Origin of the sequence: Wolbachia endosymbiont (group A) of Anomoia purmunda (assembly GCF_947251545.1) — a bacterium.
Lineage (GTDB): Bacteria > Pseudomonadota > Alphaproteobacteria > Rickettsiales > Anaplasmataceae > Wolbachia.
This window is the reverse complement of the sequence record NZ_OX366362.1, coordinates 443,088-457,893: the sequence shown is the minus strand read 5'-3', so window position 1 is coordinate 457,893 and position 14,806 is coordinate 443,088. Positions and strand designations below refer to the sequence as shown.

15 protein-coding genes, 1 tRNA gene and 1 pseudogene are annotated in these 14,806 nt (G+C 35.5%); 12 read left to right on the top strand and 5 right to left on the bottom strand.

What is annotated here, in order from left to right; genetic code table 11:
- Positions 1-331: 331 nt before the first annotated feature.
- Positions 332-1,249, top strand: a pseudogene (locus OPR57_RS08145) (IS5 family transposase).
- A gap of 20 nt (positions 1,250-1,269) precedes the next feature.
- On the opposite strand, the gene OPR57_RS08000 reads toward OPR57_RS08145, so the two are convergent.
- On the bottom strand, positions 1,270-1,401 hold the full coding sequence (locus OPR57_RS08000; protein ID WP_410541104.1) for a hypothetical protein: 132 nt from the start codon (positions 1,399-1,401) through the stop codon (positions 1,270-1,272).
- A 132-nt stretch (positions 1,402-1,533) separates the two neighbouring features.
- On the opposite strand from OPR57_RS08000, the gene radA reads away from it, so the two are divergent.
- A complete protein-coding gene (gene radA, locus OPR57_RS02325) occupies positions 1,534-2,877 on the top strand; it encodes a DNA repair protein RadA (protein WP_265037099.1) in 1,344 nt (447 codons plus the stop codon).
- On the opposite strand, the gene ftsY is transcribed toward radA, so the two are convergent.
- A complete protein-coding gene (gene ftsY, locus OPR57_RS02320) occupies positions 2,864-3,775 on the bottom strand; it encodes a signal recognition particle-docking protein FtsY (RefSeq protein WP_265037098.1) in 912 nt (303 codons plus the stop codon). The genes radA and ftsY overlap by 14 nt on opposite strands.
- 203 nt (positions 3,776-3,978) lie before the next feature.
- On the opposite strand from ftsY, the gene iscU reads away from it, so the two are divergent.
- From iscU to OPR57_RS02300, 4 genes are read left to right on the top strand one after another with little or no spacing between them, the layout of a single operon-like run.
- Positions 3,979-4,371, top strand: coding sequence for a Fe-S cluster assembly scaffold IscU (gene iscU / locus OPR57_RS02315; protein WP_265037097.1), 393 nt, complete (start codon positions 3,979-3,981; stop codon positions 4,369-4,371).
- Positions 4,372-4,381: 10 nt separating this feature from the next.
- Entirely contained in the window at positions 4,382-4,786 is a 405-nt protein-coding gene (locus OPR57_RS02310; RefSeq protein ID WP_265037096.1) for a HesB/IscA family protein, read from the top strand.
- Positions 4,779-5,231 carry an iron-sulfur cluster co-chaperone HscB C-terminal domain-containing protein gene (locus OPR57_RS02305; protein WP_265037095.1) on the top strand — a complete coding sequence of 151 codons (453 nt, stop codon included), beginning with the start codon at positions 4,779-4,781 and terminating at the stop codon, positions 5,229-5,231. The genes OPR57_RS02310 and OPR57_RS02305 overlap by 8 nt, the downstream gene beginning before the upstream one ends.
- Positions 5,209-7,155 carry an Hsp70 family protein gene (locus OPR57_RS02300; RefSeq protein WP_265037094.1) on the top strand — a complete coding sequence of 649 codons (1,947 nt, stop codon included), beginning with the start codon at positions 5,209-5,211 and terminating at the stop codon, positions 7,153-7,155. The genes OPR57_RS02305 and OPR57_RS02300 overlap by 23 nt, the downstream gene beginning before the upstream one ends.
- A gap of 7 nt (positions 7,156-7,162) precedes the next feature.
- On the opposite strand, the gene lepB is transcribed toward OPR57_RS02300, so the two are convergent.
- Complete coding sequence (gene lepB, locus OPR57_RS02295) at positions 7,163-7,909, bottom strand: signal peptidase I (protein ID WP_320157503.1); 747 nt, start codon at positions 7,907-7,909, stop codon at positions 7,163-7,165.
- Between the two features lie 1,097 nt (positions 7,910-9,006).
- Between lepB and OPR57_RS02290 the strand changes: the two genes are divergently transcribed.
- Positions 9,007-9,165 (top strand): hypothetical protein, encoded by a 159-nt coding sequence (locus OPR57_RS02290; protein ID WP_265036891.1) that lies wholly within the window; start codon positions 9,007-9,009, stop codon positions 9,163-9,165.
- An 18-nt stretch (positions 9,166-9,183) separates the two neighbouring features.
- Here the strand turns inward: OPR57_RS02290 and OPR57_RS02285 are convergent, their stop codons facing one another.
- Both OPR57_RS02285 and OPR57_RS02280 read right to left on the bottom strand, forming a co-directional pair.
- Positions 9,184-10,377, bottom strand: coding sequence for an IS4 family transposase (locus OPR57_RS02285; RefSeq protein WP_406831635.1), 1,194 nt, complete (start codon positions 10,375-10,377; stop codon positions 9,184-9,186).
- Positions 10,378-10,565: 188 nt separating this feature from the next.
- Positions 10,566-10,642 (bottom strand) — tRNA-Arg (locus tag OPR57_RS02280).
- A 148-nt stretch (positions 10,643-10,790) separates the two neighbouring features.
- Between OPR57_RS02280 and OPR57_RS02275 the strand changes: the two genes are divergently transcribed.
- From OPR57_RS02275 to cysS, 5 genes are all read left to right on the top strand, one after another.
- Positions 10,791-11,564, top strand: a complete 774-nt coding sequence (locus tag OPR57_RS02275; RefSeq protein ID WP_265013949.1) for an ABC transporter ATP-binding protein — start codon at positions 10,791-10,793, stop codon at positions 11,562-11,564.
- Positions 11,565-11,692: 128 nt separating this feature from the next.
- The gene (tatA, locus tag OPR57_RS02270; protein WP_006013840.1) at positions 11,693-11,860 is read left to right on the top strand and encodes a twin-arginine translocase TatA; all 168 of its coding nucleotides are present in this window, start codon (positions 11,693-11,695) and stop codon (positions 11,858-11,860) included.
- Positions 11,861-12,026: 166 nt separating this feature from the next.
- Positions 12,027-12,683, top strand: coding sequence for an exopolysaccharide biosynthesis protein (locus OPR57_RS02265; RefSeq protein WP_265037093.1), 657 nt, complete (start codon positions 12,027-12,029; stop codon positions 12,681-12,683).
- A 96-nt stretch (positions 12,684-12,779) separates the two neighbouring features.
- Positions 12,780-13,436: an exopolysaccharide biosynthesis protein gene (locus OPR57_RS02260; protein ID WP_265037092.1), complete on the top strand. Its 657-nt coding sequence runs from the start codon at positions 12,780-12,782 to the stop codon at positions 13,434-13,436.
- The gene (cysS, locus tag OPR57_RS02255) at positions 13,429-14,802 is read left to right on the top strand and encodes a cysteine--tRNA ligase (RefSeq protein ID WP_265037091.1); all 1,374 of its coding nucleotides are present in this window, start codon (positions 13,429-13,431) and stop codon (positions 14,800-14,802) included. The genes OPR57_RS02260 and cysS overlap by 8 nt, the downstream gene beginning before the upstream one ends.
- Positions 14,803-14,806: the final 4 nt, after the last annotated feature.

Sequence of the window (14,806 nt, the reverse complement as noted above, 5' to 3'; positions counted from 1 at the left end):
GAGAATTATGTATAAAACAACTGGAAAGATAGTAGAAAGCGAAATTCTATTATATATAGCTAAAGTGGCTTAGGTTTACCTACAATTTGAAAAACAACAAATTCGTCATTCCGCTACTCGTTAGCGGAATCTATACCGCGAATGAATCCATAACTGTACGGACATTGCAATTTGGGCCTACCAGGAGGGCAATGCCTCTTATCCAAGTACCCTCTTCTTATCATCCCAGTGCTTGACACTGGGATGGGTTTGTTGCATAGCAACCGAAAAAATCTGGTGGCTACTGACAAAATTCATTATAAAATAGCCATTTAACCGACAAAGGAAAAATATGTCAGTCAAAATGAAAGTCAGCAACCAAAACGAATATAACAAATTCCTTGAAAAAAGGGGAAATATTTTTCGTTACATCGATGAAGCTATCGAAAATTGGTATGAAAATAGTCCAAAAATGCAAGGCGGCAACTATATTTATAGTGATAAAGTTGTGATTTTGGTGCATATAATCACCAGTCTCTTTAGAATTGGCTTAAGACAAACGGTGGGGTTTATAAAAGGATATTTGCAACAAATAGGAAGAGATTTGGCAGTTATCAGCTATTCACAAGCATCAAAAGAAACTTGATATTAAGATCAATGATTGCAGAGTTGATAAAAATAACATGGAAGATATCGAAATTGCTATAGATAGCACAAGCATCAGCATTTATAACAACACTCCTGGCCACAGCAAGGAAAATAGCACTGACAGATAAATATCGTGGCTATGAGCAAGTAAAGAAACTACACGTAATGTTGAATATAAGCAGCAAAAAAGCCATAGCTGCAAAATACAGTAACGGTCTGATCACTATGGAGCTTGTGATTTGCTAAAAGAAGTTCATGCCATAAAAGCACTATATGCAGATAGGGCATATGATAGGCACAAAGTTGTGTAATGAATATGATATAAAGGCAAAAATTCCACCAATAAACAATGCGGCAGAACATCCAGAAATAGATTATATGTCTGACAGGAATGCTGCCATTAGGTTAATAAAATTATACGGTGAAGATGGCATGAAAGAATGGAAAAAAGAAGTAAATTATGGCTTATGTTGAAGGGTTTTTCTCAAGATTAAAGCAAATATTTGGATTTAGTTTTAGGAATAAATCTGAGATAAATCAAGAAAAAGAACTGCTAATCAAATGCTATTTGCTCAATAAATTCACTGATATTGGTATGGCTAAATTTGAGATAATTACATGAATTTACCATAAATCACCATCTCATAAAGTGTGATGCAACAAGGCCCACTGGGATCCAGAAAACTTAATTTCAACCAAGTGGCTGCATAATAAAGGCTGGATTCCAGTGCCAAGCACTGGAATGACACCATTTGCTGTGCAATTTACCTTCAAAAATGAATGTTCATACAGTTGTGGAATGAATCGCGGTATGACGTAGGAAAACCTTTCTTGGGTTAGCTATAGATTCACCTCGCCTATTCAGCTAATTTTTATTACAATCACAACAAAATAATTTTGGCTTTGATGAAAACTGTATATGTATGTCAATCCTGTGGTCATAGCACTGGTAGATGGGTAGGGAAGTGCATCGCATGTGACAATTGGGATACAGTTGTTGAAGAAATAGCAGTAAAAACGGGCAAAAGAAGTATATCTGCACCAATTTTAATAAAGACGTTATCGGGTAGCGAAATTATCATTCCAAATCGTTTTTTAACAGGCATAGAAGAATTAGATAGAGTTTTTGGTGGGGGTATCGTTCAAGGTGCTAGCATTTTAATTGGAGGCGAACCTGGAATTGGGAAATCCACCCTTTTGCTTAGAATTGCAGCTAATGTTGTGCAACTTTCCTCTTTTGAATGTCTTTATGTATCCGGCGAGGAATCTTTAGAGCAAGTGAGTCTCAGAGCAAAGCGTCTTAAGATAAATGAACCTAAAATTAAGCTTTTATCTACAGTGTCTTTAACTGATGTAGTAGCAACAATAAAGGAAAATAAAAGTATTAAATTCTTAGTAATCGACTCTATACAAACAATCTATGATAGCAGAATTACATCAGCACCAGGAACTGTAACTCAGGTCCGCACTTGCGCTCATGAATTAACCATTCTTGCGAAACAATATGGTATTTCTCTCTTAATAGTTGGTCATATAACTAAGGATGGACAAATAGCTGGACCTAAAACTTTGGAGCATATGGTGGATACGGTATTATATTTTGAAGGTGAAAATAGCAATCAATACCGCATTTTACGTACTATCAAAAATAGATTTGGCCCTGCAAATGAAATTGGTGTTTTTGAGATGTCTGAAGCAGGACTTGTACCTGTTGATAACCCATCATCATTGTTTCTGATGGCCCATGACAGAGAAGTAGTTGGCAGCGCCGTATTTGCAGGAATTGAAGGTTCAAGAACAATTTTAATGGAAGTGCAAGCATTAATAGCAGGGACTAATATGGCAACCCCAAGAAGGGCAGTAGTTGGGTGGGATATTAATAGATTGGCTATGATCATCGCGGTGCTAAATGCTCGTTGCAAAATGTTTTTGCATGATAAAGAGGTATACCTAAACATTGCAGGGGGACTCAAAATACAGGAACCATCGGCTGATCTTGCTGTTGCTGCTTCCCTTATTTCAAGTGTAGTAAATTTACCGCTGCCAACTTCTTCAATAATCTGCGGTGAAGTTGCACTTTCAGGAGAAATTAGGAACATCTCGCATGCTGATCTCAGACTAAAAGAAGCACAAAAGTTAGGATTCAAAAAAGCAATTATGCCTAAAAATGGTAATTACTCTTCTCACGATATTGAGATAATCAAGCTTGGTCACGTAAGGGAATTAAGAGAAGTCTTTAATTACAATTAAATAATGCTTCAGCAAATTCTTTACTAGTAAACTCCCTCAAGTCCTCTATATTTTCGCCAATTCCTACAGCATGTAACTTTATCTTATAAGCTTCTGCAAGTCCAATTACCACTCCTCCCTTAGCGGTGCCATCTAGCTTTGTTACGATTAGCCCGGTAACATTAACTATCTTACTAAATGCCTCTAATTGGCTATAAGCATTTTGGCCGGTAGTTGCATCAAGAACTAAAATAACGTCATGAGGGGCAGTGTCATCCAATTTCTTTATCGTTCTATATATTTTTGATAACTCCTCCATAAGGTTCACATTATTTTGCAGCCTTCCTGCTGTGTCAATTAGAACAACATCAACGTTATCTTTTATAGCTTGACTTACAGCTCTATATGCCACACTTGCAGAGTCGCTACCATACTCTCCAGTAACAATCAAGCAATCAGAACGTTCTGCCCAAATGTTTAATTGTTCACTAGCAGCAGCTCTAAATGTGTCGCATGCAACAAGCATAACGGATTTTCCCATTTCCTTATATTTATATGCGAGCTTACCTATAGTTGTGGTTTTACCGTTACCGTTTACTCCGCATACCATTATTATATGTGGTTTTTTGTTCAAAATTAACGGTTGCACGACAGGGTTTAATATGGCTTCTATCTCGTTCATTAACTGCTGCGTGATAATATTATACTCAACTTCCTTGTCAAATTTGATGCTTGTGAGCCTATCGATAATCAACTTAGAAGTCTTATGACCAATATCCATGCTAATTAGCAATTCTTCTAGCTCATCTAAAAGCGACTGATCTAATTTTTTTTTGCCAGAAAAAATACTTTTCACCCCGTCGCTAAAGCGAGAAGAAGTTTTTAACAGGCCTTTATAAAGGTTACCAAATAAACTCAAGGGAATGCTCCTTTTAAAATTATAAACTTAATGACAACATAGAGACGCTGGTTGTAAAGAAATACACGTATTATGTGTATTTGTAAAGTTAAACACTCGTTTTACATGCATTCTGAAAGTAAAATACACGTAAAACGTTGTATTTACTTTAGTTTTCAACCTAAATGTGTTATAATGTAAAATAGCAGTTTATAGGTAATTTTATGAGTTATAATGAGAAAATTTTAGATCATTACGAAAATCCAAGGAATGTTGGCTCTCTGGATAAAAATGATCCAAATGTTGGTACTGGTTTAGTTGGTGCACCGTCGTGCGGTGATGTAATGAAATTGCAGATAAAGGTCAATGACAAAGGTGTTATTGAAGATGCAAAATTTAAAACTTTTGGTTGTGGTTCTGCCATTGCTTCAAGTTCTTTGTTAACAGAGATGATAAAAGGAAAAGCTATTCAAGATGTAACACAGATAAAGAATACTCAAATAGTGGAAGAGTTGTCTTTACCTCCAGTGAAGATACACTGTTCGGTGCTTGCTGAAGATGCTATAAAGGCCGCTATTCATGATTATCAAAGTAAACAAAATAAAGGTGGACATTGAGAACTAAAGCATGAAAGAAGTAGGCGGAGGTGAAACTGTAAAAAAGAATAAAAAACTTATCACTATAACTGCGAAAGCAGTAGAAAGGATAAGGTATTTATTGGATCAAAAAAAGCATGCTAACCTTGAGAAATCAGAAGAAGCAATAGGAATAAGAGTGCTAATTAAGCAAAAAGGATGTTCTGGTTTAAAATATGATATTGAATATGCATATGATACTCGTCCTTTAGAGTCGATAATTGAAGAAAACTGTAGTGATGGCCAAAAAATTAAAGTGTTGATTGATCCAAAATCCGTCATGTTTATTCTTGGCTCTGAAATGGATTATGTAGAAGAAAAATTTTCATCGGGTTTTGTTTTCAAAAATCCTAATGAGAAAGGAAAATGTGGTTGTGGAGAGAGTTTTCATGTCTAGCAACTATTTTGCATTGTTTGAAATTGAACCAACTTTCAATATCAGCTTTGATGGGCTAGAGAAAAAATATATTGAGCTAAGCAAGACTGATATAAATGAAAGACAGTCCAAAAACATGGAAAATATCAACAAAGCTTATCAAGTGCTAAAGTCACCACTAGAACGTGCCGAGCATTTGTTGAATCTTTTTGGTGTGGCAAAGGATCATCCGAATTCTGAAATATTAAATGAATCAATGGAAATAAGAGAATATTTGCTGGAATGCGACGATCTACAATTTGCAAGCAGGATGATTGATGAAAAAATAAAAGATTGCGTTAAAAACCTAATTAACACTTTTGCTGTAAAGAATTTTGATGGAGCTGCTACACAAGTCTTAAGATTGAAATATTTATATAAGTCATTTGAGGAGGTGAAAAAGAATGCAACCAATTCAAATTTCTGAACCAAATTCAAATGAAGTAGTTTTTGGTATAGATCTTGGTACTACCAATTCTTTGATTGCCATGGTAAATAAAGCTGGCAATGTGGAGATATTTAAAGATGAACAAGGAAGAGAACTGCTGCCTTCTGCTCTTTCATATGAAAATAATACATTGAAAACTGGCTACGATGTCGGTCAAAATGCAATCTACTCAATAAAGCGTTTAATGGGTAAAAGTGTTGAAGAATTAAATAAAGAAGGCGTCAATTTTGAAATAGATCATGAAAGCGAAAAAGTTATTAGAATAAAATGCGCAGAGGAAAAGTATCTTACTCCTGTTGAGATTTCTGCTGAGATATTAAAAGCTTTACGTGAGAGGGTAAAAAAGTCTAAGGGGCTGGAAGTAAAAAAAGCAGTGATTACTGTGCCAGCTTACTTTGACGATTCAGCACGTAACGCAACCAAATATGCAGCAAGATTAGCTGGCATAGAAGTTCTTCGCCTCGTTAACGAGCCAACCGCTGCAGCGCTTTCTTACTCCATTGAAAAGAACAATAACAGTGGAATATATGCAGTTTATGACCTTGGTGGAGGAACATTTGATATTTCGATATTGAAATTGCATCAAGGAGTGTTTCAAGTTCTTGCGGTTGGTGGTGATACCAAACTCGGCGGTGATGATTTTGATCATCTTCTGAGTTCAATTGTGCTTAATAAGTATAGAGAAAAAATAGGCTACCAATATTTAAGTAAAGAATCAGCCTACCTTGATGTCATCCAAGTAGCTGACACTGGGATCCAGGAAGAAAAAGACATGTGGATTCCAGTGTCAAGCACTGGAATGACAACACTTATTGAATCACGTATTGTAAAAGAATATCTGAGCGAAAACACCTCAGGCATTTTTGAATTCAACATTAGACCTTACCCTGTCATCCCAGTGCGTGACACTGGGATCCAGGAAGAAAAAAATATGTGGATTTCAGCGTCACGCGCTGAAATGACATCTAACCGAGTTGTTAGTGGCGAATTATTTAAATGTGAAATTACCAGAGAAGAATTTGAACAGGCAATAAGTCCTTTAGTTAATAGGACTATCAATATAGTTACTCGTACTATAAGCGACGTAGATCTTAAAATTGACGATATAAGAGGAGTAATTTTAGTTGGTGGTGCAACTAGAACACCATTGGTTCAAAATTCACTAGTCAAACTCTTTGGAAATAAAGTACTGAATGACGTAGATCCAGATAAAGCAGTTGCCATTGGGGCAGCTCTGCAGGCTCATGATTTAACTTCGAGCTCAAAAGATAGGAATATTCTCCTGGATGTTCTACCTTTATCACTTGGCATAGAAACTATGGGAGGCATAGTTGAAAAAATCATACCAAGAAATACGCCACTACCAGTTTCAGAGATAAAAGAGTTTACAACTTATGTTGATAGGCAAACAGCAATGAAAATTCACGTTTGTCAGGGAGAACGTGAAATGATAGAGGATAACAAATCTCTAGCGCAGTTTGAACTAAAAGGTATACCGCCACTGCCTGCAGGTTCTGCAAGAATTGAAATAGAATTCACAGTTAACGTTGACGGAATCTTGACTGTTACTGCAAGAGAAAAAACTACTGGAATCGAGCAGACAGTTGAAGTAAATTCAAGTTTTGGCTTGAGTGAAGCTGATGTTCAAAATATGGTTAACCAGTCAATAAACAGCTTTGATGAAGATATGAAGGCTCGTTCCCTTGCAGGTGCTAAAATTAATGGAAATAAACTCATACACTTGGTTGAAAACAATAATAACTTTTCCACTGATCAAAAGTTGAAAAACCTATTACAAAATGCAAAAAACGCTTTACAAGGCAATGACTTAAATGAAATTAACAACGCTATTGCCGAGTTAGAAAATTCCTCTTTAGAGTTGTGTGAATTAACAAATAGGTAGAAAAAGCTTACACAACCTTGTGCAATACCCTATTTAACCTCAAAGCAACAGGTAACCTGAAATTAAATGGTAACCAATCGACCTTTCCTAATTTAAATGATAAACCAACTATGCTTACACGCCCAATGATATTTTCCATTGGTACAAAACCAACTTCAGGAAACCTGCTATCCAAAGAATTATTTCTATTGTCTCCCATAACAAAAAATTGATCGTTAGGTACATAATAAACCGGAGTGTTATATGATAGCTTATTAGAAATGTTATCTACCAAAATCTCATGTTCCTTGCCACTTAAAAGCGTTTCTATATATCTTGGTATGTTACGATTTGACTCATAATCAAAAAAACTTTCAATTTGCCTTCGCTCTACTTTCTGATCATTTAGGTATAATTCTCCCTCTATCATTTGCACTTTGTCGCCCGGTGTTCCTATTACTCGCTTAACAAACCTGATACTGTCGTTTCTTGTGGGTTTGAAAACTACTATGTCGCCACGCTTTGGAGGGGTGTAAAAAATCCTGCCGCTAAAAATGTTTGGAGAAAATGGAAAGGAGTGTTTACTGTAGCCGTATGAATATTTACTAGTAAAAATGTAATCCCCTTCAAGTAGGGTGCTTTTCATTGAACCAGAAGGTATATAAAATGGCTCGAATAAAAAACTACGTATTGATAGCGCAATCAACAGTAAAAAAAACAATGAAGATAAAAATCTTCCCGTTCTTATCACCCAGTTTTTGCTTAGTTCTTCCAACTTTTCCAACTTTGTTTTTCTTATAAATTAAGCTTATTATAATACATAAATTAAAAAATGGTAATATGAAATTTTACTTGTGAATGTTATTCCTCTATTCAAAACAATTTTGAAAAGGCGGTTCATTTCTTTCAACGGTGTCATCCAAGTAGCGTGACACAGTTATCTAAGTGAGGAAAGTCACCTCTCCCCACTCGACTTCAAAAACGGACTTGTGACTTTCACCACATCCGGCTTCTCTCTAACTTGGTGTTTGTCATACATACTTCTCCATGTAATTAACATTTCAAAGCTTGGTAAATTTGTTTTTATAGCTTAAATACAGCATTCTCTATACTACTAGAGAAGTCGTATTCATTCATACCTAACACTTAATGTTGGCTCATAACATATTAACCACTACTCACAACTTTACCTTCCAAATTACAGTGTCCACGTCAGCATATCCTAAACATTACTTTAGGCCTTGGCTTCTTAGACAATCCCTCATTATAGGTGCATACGGGTGGCTCCCTGCTTAAAGAATAAGAGCATCTATAATGTTACTCCGTTCCATAAAATTGTTTCATGTTAGACTTAGGTTCCAACTTTTTGCCGGGAGATGGGAAACATCTTAATCAGACCAGTCAAGTTCTAATTATCCATTTTCTCCGTACCTTTTGGTCTATGCGTTAACCAACCTTATTTCGCATATCGTTCGTTACGACAATTCAGGCATTGGTTCCTCTCGTAACCATATCTAACTCTGTTTGCAGGGATTCACTATAAGGTTTAGTGTTACCTGCTTTTATCTCATGCTTGCATCCTAGAGGTTGCCACTCTCTAAAATGTGAGACATACATTATCCCTGATGTCTAGGGAAGATGGAATTTAACCATCACAAAATCACGACTTTCGGGTCGCACTAACTGTACGAACATTGCAATTTGCGTGGCAAGTGGTGTAATCCCAGTGTCTGGGCACTGGGATTACACCCTGACAATCGTCATCCCGCTACTTGTTAGCGGGATCTAGAGATACCGCGAATGAATCGCGGTATGACGTAGGACTGCTGTCATTCCAGTCTGGAATCCAGCCTTTATTATGCAGCCACTTGGTTGAAATTAAGTCTTCTGGATCCAAGTAGTCAGGGCTACTTGGATGACATCCTCCTGATAGACAATGTTCGTACAGTGTCAGCTACTCAGATAACAGGAAGAAGGTGCTGGGATGATAGGAGAAGAAGGCTACTTAGATGGCAGGGAGGGGCTACTTGAATGACCATACGTGTCAAGTTAAGAAGCAAGGGTAAGAAAATTCAATGAACTTAAGGTGGATACTCTAGTTTTTCTATATCTGTCTTTCACAGAAAATTGTGACCAGTCTGTGGTAAGTTTTTTCAGGAAAATTCTCAAATTATTAATTTTACTGCTTAACGCTAAAAACAACTCCCTAATCCTTCTTTTTAATTCAATGAATGCCTTTGTTAAACTCAGCTCTGTATTCTCTTTCAGTTTTATACAACCAACTATTCCATGAAATATAAGAATTGCGCACAATTTAGCGTATAGTTCACATAATACTCTGTATGGTTTTCCTTTAAGTTCGTCAAGCCTGATGTGACTCTTATACAATTTAAATAATAATTCAATCTGCCATCTTACCCTGTAAACTGTTAATACTTGTTCAGCGCTGATTTTACTCTCTGGAACGTTAGTTATGAATATCGACCAATCCAGCAATTTTTGATTCTTTTGAGAAGATGTATATCCATGTGATTTTGCTAACTTATTAGCCCTTCTTCTAATTATAGACTGTTCTTCAGTTAATTTTTGACATATAATTCTCACTTTAATTTTTACTTCTTTTCCTAATAGCACTTCCATCTCTAGAAGGGATTGACCTTCTAAACATTCCAACAACTCTATTTTTTGATTTGTTTCTATATCATATATATTGGTATCAGACTTATAACGACTAACAAAATATGCACCTGCTTCATCAATCTGTTTAAAAGAACTAGGCACAAAGTAGCACAAATCAAATATTAGCAAATCATTGGCTGATAAACCGTTCAGATAATCCCTATAACCTTGATCCGACCTTATTCCTTCTATTAAATTTAACTTATCTAGCGCTTGGTTCAGGTAATCAAAGACTAACTGCAGCTTTATTCCTGATTTGGTATTACTCTCACAATCTCTATAGCTACTCCCATATCCTTTGTACATATCTTCCATGCTACTGGGCAGGCTAATATAATCCAAACCCTGTTTTGTAATTTCTATCGAGTCTTCATTTAGCAATTGGCACATTGTTTCTATGCTGCAATCACCAACTCCTATGTTACCAAAAACCATAGCTTTTATGAATGATGAGCCATTAAGTTTTCTCTTTCTTTTTATAAAACCTACTGCAATTGATATTTCGTCTGCTTTTTCATTAAAGAATTCATTGAGGTCTTTTGATAAGCAAGCTATTCTGTCCATTGTAAGTTCTCTCATTCACATATCCAAGAAGAACTTATACCTTATTCTTTTCCTTCACTCTATCAATTTTACTTACACTTTTCCTTAACTTGACGCGTATGGTATACCTAAGAGACTTTACACATTAACTTAAAGGGAATTTATATCTTAAAACCGCAAAAAAAGGTGTGTGTATTTGTGAAGCAATGTGGTGGGACTAGTGCGATTCGAACGCACGACCTTCGGATTAGGAGTCCAACGCTCTATCCTGCTGAGCTATAGTCCCGTGTTTCCTACCATTTATGTAAAGTTATAGCAAAAAATCCTTCTCTTTTCTAGATTTCTTGCATAACCAATTTATGAAGACAAAAAACATTTCTGTACTTCTTGAGTATAATGCTATTATATTTAATAACATGGTTTAAGTAAGATTAATGCTAGTTAACAACATTGGTTATTTCTATAACAATCAAAACGACTTTGCTTTAAGCAATATAAACATTAAAGTAAAGAAAGGAAATGTTGCATGTTTATTGGGGCATTCTGGCTGTGGCAAGTCAACAATTTTGAAATTAATTGCGGGGATAGAAAATCCAAAATCTGGAACTATTTTTATAAATGATAGGTTAGTTGCAAGCAATAAGGCATCAGTCGCTATAGAACATAGAAATATCGGATTGATTTTTCAACATTCTGCATTATTTCCTCATAAAACAGTAGTAGAAAATATAACCTTTGCTATCCGCAGCTCTTCCAAGAGAGAAAAGCACCTAATTGCATTGGAAATCTTGAAGTTACTCAATATAGAAAAATATGAAAATATGTACCCTAACGCCTTATCTGGAGGACAGCAACAATTAGTTGCAATAGCAAGAGTGATGGCACAAAACCCTGATGTTGTGTTGTTAGATGAACCATTTTCTAATTTAGATATACTGCTCAAGTGCCGAATAAGACAACATATATTGTCCCTTTTTAGAAGTAAAAATATCCCTGTGCTAATGGTAACTCATGACCCGCAAGAAGCATTGAAAGTTGCAGATTTTATCTACGTAATGAAAAATGGTAAAATTATTCAATCAGGAGTTCCTAGCGATATATACCATAAGCCTAAAGACGATACGCTAGCAAAGTTTTTTAGTGAGCTCTCTTCTACTCTACAGTTAAGCGAAAAGTTTCCACTTATTCGCTGCAAGAAAATAATCTAGTTTGGAATTGTTATAAAATAATTAAAAAACCTTGATTTATAATTAAATAAAGGTGATATAATCTATGTGTTACTTGACTTCAGTCAAGTTTTAATATTTAAAGGTCAATATTTTAAATGGAGGTGAAAATGAGTTTAGGACCATGGCAATTGTTTCTAGTCTTAATAATAATTTTAGTTCTGTTTGGTGCAGGCAGATTACCGCAAGTTATGGGTGATCTAGGAAAAGGCATCAAAAACCTTAAACAGGAGCTTAAGGACTCAGAAAAATTATCGTCTAACGAACCAGATCGTTAGCGTCCTCATACTTCGTGACATGCACTAAGGTGCATGTCATCTGTTTAAAAACTTAGTCAGGTTAAAGAATAAAAAAGATGAAGTGTTGGTATGAAATAAATAACAAATATTGAAATACAGCAACAACTATGTTAGCTTAGGAGGAATATTTTATTAAAGGATAATTGTGCAAAAAAGTGAGAAACTAACTAAAGATAAAAAACTAGCTTCTGATATTCTAAAAGAGGTTGCAGATACCAATAACAATGATAGCGATAAAGTAACTTTGTTTGACATTAAAACAGCTTTGCATGAGCGCGGTTTTGGTATTTTAATAATCATCTTCTCCTTGCCGCTATCGGTGCCTATACCGGTTCCACCTGGTTATACAACTATTCTTTCTATACCTTTAATCTTATTCTCACTGCAGCTTCTATTTGGATTTGATTCTCCTTGGATGCCCAGTTGGCTAGAAAGAAGGTCTTTTCAGCGTTCAACACTAGCTCTTGTGGTAGAAAAAACTTCCCCTGTATTAGAAAAAATAGAAAAATTCATGAAGCCAAGACTGTCTTTCATTTTCTATGGGCCTGGTGAGAAGATTCTGGCTTTTATGATGTTGCTTTGTGCAATAATAATAGCTCTTCCATTACCTTTTACTCACTTCCTTCCTGCAATTGGCACAACTCTTATTTCACTTAGCATTATGAGTAAAGACGGGTTTCTATCCATATTGGGAGTTTTAGTGTCATTGTGTGCGTTGTTGCTTACTCTTGTTGTAATAGTCAAAGGACCACAACTTATAACTGGAGCACTTTCTCTTCTTAAAAGCTTTGTAACACTTTAACAAAAGAACGAATTACTAGCGCAAAATGAATAATGCATATTGAAATATGGCAATAATTATGTTAGTTAGAAAGAATAGTTGTATTAAAGAGTAACTGTGCAAAAAAGTAAGAAACTGACCGAAAATAAAAAATTAGCTTCTGATATTCTAAAAGAGGTTGCAGATACCAATAACAATGATAGCGATAAAGTAACTTTGTTTGACATTAAAGCAGCTTTGCATGAGCGCGGTTTTGGTATTTTAATAATCATCTTCTCCTTGCCGCTATCGGTGCCTGTACCGGTTCCACCTGGTTATACAACTATTCTTTCTATACCTTTAATCTTATTCTCACTGCAGCTTTTATTTGGATTTGATTCTCCTTGGATGCCCAGTTGGCTAGAAAGAAGATCTTTTCAGCGTTCAACACTAGCTCTTGTGGTGGAAAAAACTTCTCCAGCATTAAAAAAAATAGAAAAGTTCATGAAACCAAGAATGTCTTTTATTTTCTATGGGCCCGGTGAAAAGATTTTAGCTTTTGTAATGTTGCTTTGTGCATTATCGATAGCTCTTCCACTACCTCTTACTAACTTCATTCCTGCAATTGGTACGACTCTTATTTCGCTTGGCATTATGAGTAAAGATGGGTTTCTATCCATATTGGGAGTTTTAATATCATTGTGTGGGCTATTGCTTACTCTTGTTGTAGTAGTCAAAGGGCCACAACTTATCATTGGGGCATTTTCTTTTCTCAAAAGCTTCGTATATGGTTAGGCTTTACAACACCTTAACAAAAAAAAAGGAGCTTTTTACACCAATCGATAAAGATCATGTGAAAATGTATGTTTGCGGACCAACAGTATATGACACAGCACATATAGGCAATGCACGGTCTGTTGTTGTTTATGATGTGTTATTTCAGCTACTTAAGTTTTGTTATGGCAAAGTTACCTATGTACGTAATATAACCGACATTGATGATAAGATAATTAATGCAGCAAGTGAGAAAAATAGCAACATAGAAAGTATAACCACATATTACATTAAAGCTTTTCATGATGATATGGAAAGCATAAATTGTAAAAAACCAACATACGAACCAAAAGCAACGGAAAACGTAGATTATATTATAGAATTAATTGAACATTTGCTGCGATCTGGTCATGCTTATGAATCCAATAAACATGTATATTTTAGTGTAGAATCTTACCATGAATATGGTGCTTTATCAGGAAAAAAAACTGATGAATTGGTTCCAGGTAGCAGAGTTGAAGTTAATGAAAATAAAAAGCACCCGGGAGATTTTGTGCTGTGGAAGCCTGCAAATGATATTGACTACAAACTTTCAAGTTATTGGAATAGCCCATGGGGGGAGGGCAGGCCTGGATGGCATATAGAATGCTCAGCAATGTCATATGCTTACCTTGGCAAAGATTTTGATATTCATGGTGGCGGCATAGATTTACAATTTCCTCACCATGAAAATGAAATTGCACAGAGTAAGTCTGCATTTGCTGGATCAATGTTTGCAAAATACTGGATACATAACGGCTTTCTTACAGTAAATGAAGAAAAAATGAGCAAGTCCTTATTTAATATAGTCAAAGTAAGAGATTTGCTAGATAGTGGAATAAAGGGTGAAGTAATACGCTATGCACTGCTCAAAACTTACTACAGAAAAGCACTTGATTGGACAGAAAACGTTATTTCTGATGCACAGGAAACCTTAAACAAATTTTATCGGTTATTACGTGGTTTAGATACAACGAATATTGATGAAAGTAACGCAGAGATTTCTAAAGATTTTATAGACGCTTTAAAAAACGACTTAAACATCCCTGAAGCTCTAGCTATATTGCATGAAATGGCTACAAAAATTAACAAAATGAGTAATGAAAGTGAGAAGCTCAAATTAACTGAGAGTTTTGTTAAGAGTGCCAGATTTATTGGTCTTCTTGAGTCAAGTTATCAAGAGTGGTTTACTGCTGGTGTGAGTCATCAAGAAATAGAGAGGTTGATAGACTTAAGAAAAATTGCAAAAAAAAATAAAAATTACGATAATGCAGACAAAATAAGGGATCAGTTGAAACAAATGGGGGTTACAATTTCTGACAATGAAGATGGTACAACAACTTGGTAACTTA